The sequence below is a fragment of the Pararcticibacter amylolyticus genome (assembly GCF_003130405.1).
GTDB classification, from domain to species: Bacteria; Bacteroidota; Bacteroidia; order Sphingobacteriales; family Sphingobacteriaceae; genus Arcticibacter; species Arcticibacter amylolyticus.
In genome coordinates this window covers 30,835-39,170 of the sequence record NZ_QEAS01000021.1, presented here as the reverse complement: position 1 = coordinate 39,170, position 8,336 = coordinate 30,835, and the positions used below count along the sequence as shown (strand labels likewise).

5 protein-coding genes are annotated in these 8,336 nt (G+C 47.3%); all 5 read left to right on the top strand.

The annotated features are described in order from the left end of the window. The first annotated feature begins 19 nt into the window (after positions 1-19). Entirely contained in the window at positions 20-2,866 is a 2,847-nt protein-coding gene (leuS, locus tag DDR33_RS20845; RefSeq protein WP_109417741.1) for a leucine--tRNA ligase, read from the top strand. A gap of 244 nt (positions 2,867-3,110) precedes the next feature. Then, positions 3,111-5,621, top strand: coding sequence for an outer membrane beta-barrel family protein (locus tag DDR33_RS20840; protein ID WP_109417740.1), 2,511 nt, complete (start codon positions 3,111-3,113; stop codon positions 5,619-5,621). 35 nt (positions 5,622-5,656) lie between these two features. After that, complete coding sequence (locus DDR33_RS20835) at positions 5,657-6,325, top strand: ABC transporter substrate-binding protein (protein ID WP_109417739.1); 669 nt, start codon at positions 5,657-5,659, stop codon at positions 6,323-6,325. Next, a complete protein-coding gene (locus tag DDR33_RS20830) occupies positions 6,322-7,209 on the top strand; it encodes a TraB/GumN family protein (protein WP_109417738.1) in 888 nt (295 codons plus the stop codon). Before DDR33_RS20835 ends, DDR33_RS20830 begins: the two co-directional genes overlap by 4 nt. A gap of 63 nt (positions 7,210-7,272) precedes the next feature. Then, a partial coding sequence (locus DDR33_RS20825; protein ID WP_109417801.1) for an NADH:flavin oxidoreductase/NADH oxidase occupies positions 7,273-8,336 on the top strand: 1,064 nt, incomplete at its 3' end.

Genomic DNA, 8,336 nt, shown 5'->3' with positions numbered 1-8,336 from the left:
CATTTGCTATTTTCGCGACATGGATTACCAGTTTAGAGACATTGAGAAAAAATGGCAGCAGTTTTGGGCTGATAAACAGACTTACAAAGTTGATAACAGTTCTGAAAAACCCAAGTATTATGTGCTGGATATGTTTCCGTATCCATCGGGTGCAGGTTTGCATGTAGGGCATCCGCTGGGATACATCGCTTCAGATATTTTTGCACGTTATAAACGACTGAAGGGATTCAATGTATTACATCCTATGGGATATGATTCGTTTGGGTTGCCTGCAGAACAGTATGCCATCCAGACCGGTCAGCATCCGGCTCTGACAACTGAGCAGAATATTGCTACGTACAGGAGGCAGCTTGACCAGATCGGGTTTTCGTTTGACTGGAGCAGGGAAGTTCGCACAAGTGATCCGGGCTATTATAAGTGGACTCAGTGGATATTTATGCAGCTGTTTGACTCCTGGTATAACCTGGAAGCTGACAAGGCTGAACCAGTAGAGCAACTTGTCAGGCATTTTGAAACAAGTGGCAGCAAGGGTATTAAAGCTGTTCACGACGAGGATGTGAAGACATTCAGCGCGGAAGAGTGGAAGGCAATGAGCAGTAATGAGCAGCAGGAAGAGCTTCTGAAATACCGGTTGACATATCTGAAGGAAAGCACTGTGAACTGGTGCCCTGCACTGGGGACCGTACTTGCCAACGATGAGGTGAAGGAGGGTGTTTCTGAAAGAGGGGGCTACCCGGTAGAACAAAAGAAAATGATGCAGTGGAGCATGAGGATCACTGCGTATGCTGATCGTCTGCTGCAAGGGCTTGACACGATAGACTGGCCTGAGCCTCTGAAGGAAATGCAGAGGAACTGGATTGGGAAGAGCACCGGGGCCAGTGTGAAGTTTGCGCTGGAGAGCGAGACAATAAAAGCCGGAGGCTCGGGCGCAGCCTTAAATCCGGAACTTTCTCCTTTGAACTTTATTGAGGTTTTTACTACCCGTGTAGATACGATTTTCGGTGTGACTTTCCTGGTGATCGCACCTGAGCATGAGCTTGTGCCGGTGCTTACAACCGCCGGACAGAAAGAAGAAATCGAAAATTATATAGCCCAGACAAAAAAGAAGACGGAGCTTGACAGGATGGCCGATACGAAATCTGTGTCGGGCGCTTTTACGGGGAGTTATGCGTTAAATCCTTTAGACGGAGCACGGATACCGGTGTGGATTGCTGACTATGTCCTGGCCGGTTATGGCACGGGTGCTGTGATGGCAGTACCTTCGGGTGACCAGCGTGACTGGCTTTTTGCAAGGCATTTTAATTTGCCTGTCATCCAGATACTGGATGCCCAGAAGGATGTTGAGCATGCAGCGGATGCGACTAAAGAAGGGACGTATGTGAATTCGGATTTTATTAACGGGATGACATACCAGGAAGCGGTTCCGGCCCTGATCGCTAAGCTGGAGGAGTTGGGTGCTGGTAAAGCAAAGATCCAGTATCGCATGCGCGATGCGATTTTTGGTCGTCAGCGTTACTGGGGAGAGCCGGTTCCGGTTTATTTTAAAGACGGACTTCCGCATCTGATTGAAGAAAGTGAGCTTCCGCTGGTGTTGCCGGAGGTTGATAAATATCTTCCCACCGAAGCCGGGGATCCTCCGCTTGGGAGGGCTACTGACTGGAAATACAGGGAGGGGCTTCCCTATGAGCTGAGTACAATGCCTGGCTGGGCCGGGTCGAGCTGGTACTGGTACCGGTACATGGCTTCCCCGGAAGACAGGAAGGAGGATGTTTTCGCACCTGCGAAGACTATAGAATACTGGAAGGATGTGGATCTTTATATAGGAGGTTCGGAACATGCTACCGGACACTTGCTTTACAGCCGTTTCTGGAACAAGTTTCTGAAAGATATGGGCTATGTGCAGGAAGAAGAGCCTTTTAAGAAGCTGATCAACCAGGGGATGATCCAGGGAAGATCGAACTTTGTTTACCGCCTGATCAACGAGGATGGGATAGGTACGCATGTTTTTGTTTCTCATGGCCTTAAAGATCAGTACCATACTGCACCGATTCATGTTGATGTAAATATCGTGGAGAACGAGGTGCTGGATATTGAGAAGTTCCGCAAATTCAGACCAGAGTTCGAGAATGCCGAGTTTATTCTGGAAAACGGGAAGTATATCTGTGGTGTGGAGGTTGAAAAGATGTCGAAGTCAAAGTTCAACGTGGTAAATCCTGATGACATTATTGAACGTTATGGGGCTGATACCCTCCGCTTATACGAGATGTTCCTGGGACCGCTTGAGCAAAGTAAGCCCTGGAATACCAATGGCATTGAGGGAGTATTTAAGTTCCTGAGGAAATTCTGGAAGTTATTTCATAATGACCAGTTTGAGCTGGCTGTTTCTGACCAGGAGCCGGTTAAGGCTGAATTGAAATCCCTGCACAAGATTATCCGCAAGGTGGAAGAGGATATCGAGCGTTTTTCCTTTAATACATCGGTATCTAGTTTTATGATCTGTGTTAATGAGCTTACCGATCTGAAGTGTAATAAAAGGAGTATCCTGCAGGATCTCTTAGTGGTGCTGTCGCCTTATGCTCCTCATATCACAGAAGAACTGTGGCATTTGCTCGGGAATGAGCAGGGATCACTGTCTTATGCTTCTTATCCTCAGTTTAACCCTGCCCACCTGGTGGAGGACGAGTTTGCTTATCCGATCTCGGTGAACGGCAAAATGCGTCTTAACCTGAACATATCGCTGACGATGGAGGCGCCTGAGGTGGAAAAGCTTGTTCTGGAAAATGCTGATGTCCAGAAATACCTTGACGGGAAAACACCGAAGAAAGTGATTGTGGTTAAGGGAAGGATTGTAAATATTGTGGTTTAGAGCGAATAGCTTTCGGCAGTTAGCTATTGGCAATCGGCTGTTGAAAGCGGCGGGGACCTTGTGAAGAGAGAGTTAATATGCGGAAGGGGATTGGTGAGGTCTGAGAAACCCCAGAAAAAGCATTTGTATGCAGATAAACCGGCGTAGTGAGGAGCTACGCCGGTTTGTTGGATTAACAGAAATAACAATTTGCCTGTAACAAACACCGGCCTTGTACAACTAATATTGAAAAATAATCAACACGATGAAGTCTTTTTATTTATTGATCGCTGCTTTATGGAGCTGTAGTGTGGTTTTTGCCCAGGCACCGGCTGCGGGAGCACCGCCTGCCGGGATGGCACAGACAGGGAGCAGGATTGCCGGGCAGGTGATCGATTCGCTGAGTGGAAAACCAGTGGAGTATGCCACAGTATCGCTTGCCAGGTGGGGTACTACAAAAAATATAAACGGAGCCCTTACAGACGGAAAGGGGAATTTTAAGATTGCGAATGTTACACCGGGCCAGTATAAGCTGACGGTTTCTTTTATGGGATATCAGGCTAAGTCTGTGAAGGTAACGGCTGAGGCTGGCAAGCTGGAACAGAATGCAGGCAAGCTTTTGCTCTTACCTTCTGCGAATGTACTGAAGGAAGTTGCTGTAACCGGAGAGGTTCCGGTAGTGGAAAACCGGGTAGACAAGGTGGTGTACAATGCAGAAAAAGATGCAACGGTATCGGGAGGAAATGCGGGCGATGTGTTGCGGAAGGTACCCATGGTTTCGGTAGACCAGGACGGAAATATTTCCTTAAGGGGCAATCAGAACGTCAGGATCCTGATCAATGGAAAGCCAACTGGCGCTGTAGCGGCCAGTGCGGCAGATGCGATGAGAATGCTGCCTGCTGACCAGATCAAGAATGTTGAGGTGATCACTAGCCCTTCTGCCAAGTATGATGCTGAAGGTTCCGGAGGTATCATCAATATCATTACCAAGAAAAAGGAAATGAGCGGGGTGAGCGGATCTATAAGCGGTGGAGTAGGTACCCGGCAGAATAACGGGAATGCTAACCTGAATGTGAATAAGAATAAGTTGAGTGTAACCACAAATTTTGGCGGGAATGCTACCTGGCCTCAGACGACGAATCTTTTCTTTAACAGTTTCACGCCTTCATCCGGAACGGAGCAATTGCAGAGAGGCAACAGCCGCACCAGCCGCTACGGGTATATGGCGTCGGGAAATGTCAGTTATGATTTTAATGATTTTAACAGCTTATCTACCGGCATCCGGTTGAATGAAGGCCGGTTTAAGACTGACGGAACGACCAGTAATTCAAGGAGCGATAACTCGGTCGCATTGGAAGCGTATGAGAGGGATAATTACAATAAAACGAAGTTCGGCGGTTTCGACTGGAATGCTGATTATACTCACAAGTTTAAAACTCAGGGGCATGAACTGAGCCTGGCCGGACAGTGGAGCCATAGTTTGAATAATACTGATTTCTTTACTCTTTATTCTTCGGATGTTTTTGCTGACGTACGGGGGGATAACCATGCAAAAAATGACGAATATACCGCTCAGCTGGACTATACTCTTCCACTAAGCAAAGTGGTGAAAATTGAGGCCGGGGGAAAAGGGATATTCAGAGATATTAAGAGCCCTTCTAACTTTTATACTGTTGCGGGGGATGGTTTTGTCTTTGATGATTTGCTTTCTAACGTCTATACCTATAATCAGGATGTTTACGCTGGATATACAGTGCTGAGCCTGCAGATGTCGAAAACAGTGGGCCTGCAGGTTGGCGGACGTGTTGAATATACAGACATTGAGGGCCGGTCGGAAAATGCGGCTTCGGGCGTTGCCCCGGCTTCCAACGACTATACCAACTTCATTCCGAGCTTTGCTATTTCAAAAACTCTGAAGAATTTCCAGTCAGTGAGATTTAGCTACAGCAAGAGGATCCAGCGGCCAAGCCTGCAGTTCCTGAACCCGTTCAGAGATGTCAGCAATGAACAGTCTCAGCGCCAGGGAAACCCACAGCTTGCGCCTGAGGTGACTCATTCGCTGGAACTGAATTATTCGGCGATGCCGTCGCCCGGATCGATGATCAATACCTCGGTGTATTTCAGGCATACTACCGACATTATCGAGAGCTTTGCGAAGCCGGATACTTATAACGGTAAGGAGGTGGTGTTCACTACTTATGATAATACAGGGGATAATAATTCGTTTGGTGCCAGTTTATATGGTTCTGTAAATCCTGTGAAGAACCTGACGCTGAGGGGGAATGTAGATGTGTTTACTTACAAGCCAACGGCGTCGAATGCATTTACTGACTACGCTGCAACATCGAAAACCTATGCGCAGTATAAGGCTTTTATCAGTGGTTCCTTTAACTTTCCTGCTAATTTTGTGGCGGAGACTTTTATGATCCTCAATTCTCCCCGGCGTACATTTCAGGGAGAGAATCCTTCTTTCAGTATGTGGGTGATGTCGTTCAATAAGCAATTCCTGAACAAGAAGGCGAAGATCGGGATCAATGTAGTGGATCCGTTTAATGAGAACAAGCATTTCAGATCGAAGGTTAATACCGGAAGGCTGGTTCAGGAATCTGACTTTTCAATTCCTTTCCGTTCGGTAGGAATTAATTTCAGCTATTCTTTTGGAAAGGTAAACTTTACTCCTCAACCGCGTAAGAAGAGGGGGGTAAATAACGATGATTTAAAGCAGGATAACGGTCAGGGGGGCCAGGGAGGTCAGGGTATGGGTAGCGGAAATTAATTAAACTATCTTTATACCTTTGCGGAAAAAAGAGAATGTCAAATTATAGTACTGAATCTTCTTCAAGGGCCGTTCGGGATATTCTGGTCGCTTTAGGTCTTGAGGAAGAAGCCCTTGCGGCTGCGGAGAACGCGGGAATTGCGGAAACGCTTTCTTCGCGTCCTTCTTCCATTGATGATATATTCGGGCATGTCCTGCATATTGCTGAGAATTATGGTGTGACAGCAAGAGCGGAGGTGCTTGTTGAAGAACTGAAAGAGCGTACAGAGATTATACGGCATAAGCTTAAGTTTGTGGAAGACCGGCCTTCTGTCGTCTGTATTACGGGTTTGTCGCCGCTTGAAACGAATGGTGGTATTATAGCTGAACTGATTTCAATCGCCGGCGGAAAACCTGTTGGTAGACAGGGCGGCCTGTGGTATGATGTCCTGGAATCTTTGGAGCCGGAGGTTATTTTAATTGCGGTGCCGGGCAATACGGTTGAAATGACTGTGCGTGAGATTAATTTCCTGTTCGGACTGGATGGATGGAATGACCTGCCGGCAGTTAAAAATAACCGGGTGTATATCCTTGATGGTAAAAAGTATATCCACCTCCTGTCGCCTGCGATAATTGATTCCCTTGAGATGCTGGCGGAGATTATACAGCCTAAACAGTTTATTTTCGGCTTTGAAGGAGAAGCCTGGGTGAAATTCGGAGTATGAAAAATGTCGTGTTTTCAATAGCTCTGGCTTGGCTGGTGGTGTTTCATATTTCTGCTCAAACTCCGAAAGCTGTGCAGAAAGGAAACAGCCTGTTGTGGGAGATCAGCGGAAAGGGACTTAAAGAACCTTCTTACATTTTTGGAACTTATCATGCTGCCGGCAAGAGTTTCCTGGATTCGCTTCCGGGGGTTAAAAAGCAGTTTGATAAGTCGAAGACGGTAGTAGGAGAAGTGCTGACAGACGAAACGATGGTTCAAAAGATGATGCCGTTTATGCTTCTGCAGGGAACTTCTCTGGATAAGATCTTAACGCAGGCGGAATTTGGGGAGGTGGATGCCGTGGTTAAAGAAAAGATGGGAGTGGGGCTGGTGCAGCTCAATCAGCTTAAGCCGATAGCGGTACAGATGACTATTGTGATGATGCTTGTTCCGAAAGATATATCCCCGTCAAACCCTGCTCTTGATATGTATTTCCAGAGTGAAGCAAAGGCGGTGAATAAAAAGGTGACGGCGTTTGAAACCGTTGAAGAGCAGGCCAGGCTGTTGTTTGATCTACCGATGGAAAGACAGAAGGAATTGCTTCTTCTTACAGTCAGGGAAAAGGAACGGATGATCAGAGAGTCGGCTGTGCTCTTCAGGCATTACCAGCAACAGGATTTGAACGAGGTGGAACAGGATTTCAAGGATAATAAAGATATGAACCCTCAGGAAATGGATGCATTGCTTATCAAACGGAACAAGGCGTGGATGACAAAGATTCCGTCTATCCTGCAGAGCGGAACTACTTTCATTGCTGTTGGGGCAGGTCATTTACCGGGTGAACAGGGCCTGTTGCATCTCCTGACCCAATCGGGGTATACAGTGAAGCCAATTTCTTCTAAATAGCTGGTTTTAAACTAAACCGGAACAGATATTGTTTCTAAGTTGTCATTCTTAATTATTATAATTATGTCGGCGCTTTTCACACCTTTAAAAATCAGAGATATAGAATTGAAAAACCGCATCGCGGTGTCTCCTATGTGTCAGTATTCTGCAGATGATGGGTTTGCTAACGACTGGCACTTTGTTCATCTGGGCAGCCGGGCTGTCGGTGGTGCAGGGCTGATACTGGCCGAAGCCACTTCAGTTTCACCCGAAGGGCGTATCTCCCCCGGAGATCTTGGAATCTGGAAGGATGAACATATTATTCCGCTCAGGCGAATTGTTGATTTTATTCATTCGCAGGGAACTGTTGCGGGGATACAGATTGCCCATGCCGGGAGAAAGGCCAGCAAAACTTCCCCGTGGAACGGGAATCATTATATTCCTCCTGCGGAAGGCGGCTGGCAAACACTTGCACCGAGTGCGGTGCCGTTTTCTGAAGGCGACTGGCTGCCGCATGCTCTTACTCCTGAAGGGATAGAGAATGTGATTATTGATTTTCACGCGGCTGCCAAACGATGCCTGGAGGCTGGCTTCAGAGTGTTGGAGATCCATGCAGCTCATGGTTATCTGCTGCACGAGTTCCTCTCTCCTCTCTCTAATTTCAGAACAGATCTTTACGGTGGATCTTTTGAGAACCGGATAAGATTGCTGCTTGAAGTGACCGAGGCTGTCAGGAAAGCCTGGCCGGAGGAATATCCTTTATTTGTGAGGATATCCTCTACAGATTGGGTAGAAGGCGGTTGGACAAGTATCGATTCTGTGAAGCTCTCTGCTTTGCTGAAAGAGAAAGGGGTGGATCTTATTGATTGTTCTTCGGGGGGGAATATCCCTAATGTAAAAATCCCTGCAGGTCCTGATTACCAGGTAGAATTTGCAGAAGCGATCCGTAAAGGGGCTGATATCATGACTGGTGCTGTGGGCATCATCACTGAGCCAAAACAGGCGGAGGCGATTGTGGCCAACGGCAGGTCGGATATTGTGCTGCTCGCCCGTGAAATGCTGCGTGATCCTTATTTTCCCCTGCACGCTGCCCGTGAACTTGGCGCTGAGATCAGTTGGCCGGTGCAGTATGAGAGAGCGAGAAGATG

Coding starts and splice junctions, on each gene's coding strand:
- DDR33_RS20840 (WP_109417740.1), top strand. CDS start 3,111: ATGAAGTCTTTTTATTTATTGATCGCTGCTTTATGGAGCTGTAGTGTG.
- DDR33_RS20830 (WP_109417738.1), top strand. CDS start 6,322: ATGAAAAATGTCGTGTTTTCAATAGCTCTGGCTTGGCTGGTGGTGTTT.
- leuS (WP_109417741.1), top strand. CDS start 20: ATGGATTACCAGTTTAGAGACATTGAGAAAAAATGGCAGCAGTTTTGG.
- DDR33_RS20835 (WP_109417739.1), top strand. CDS start 5,657: ATGTCAAATTATAGTACTGAATCTTCTTCAAGGGCCGTTCGGGATATT.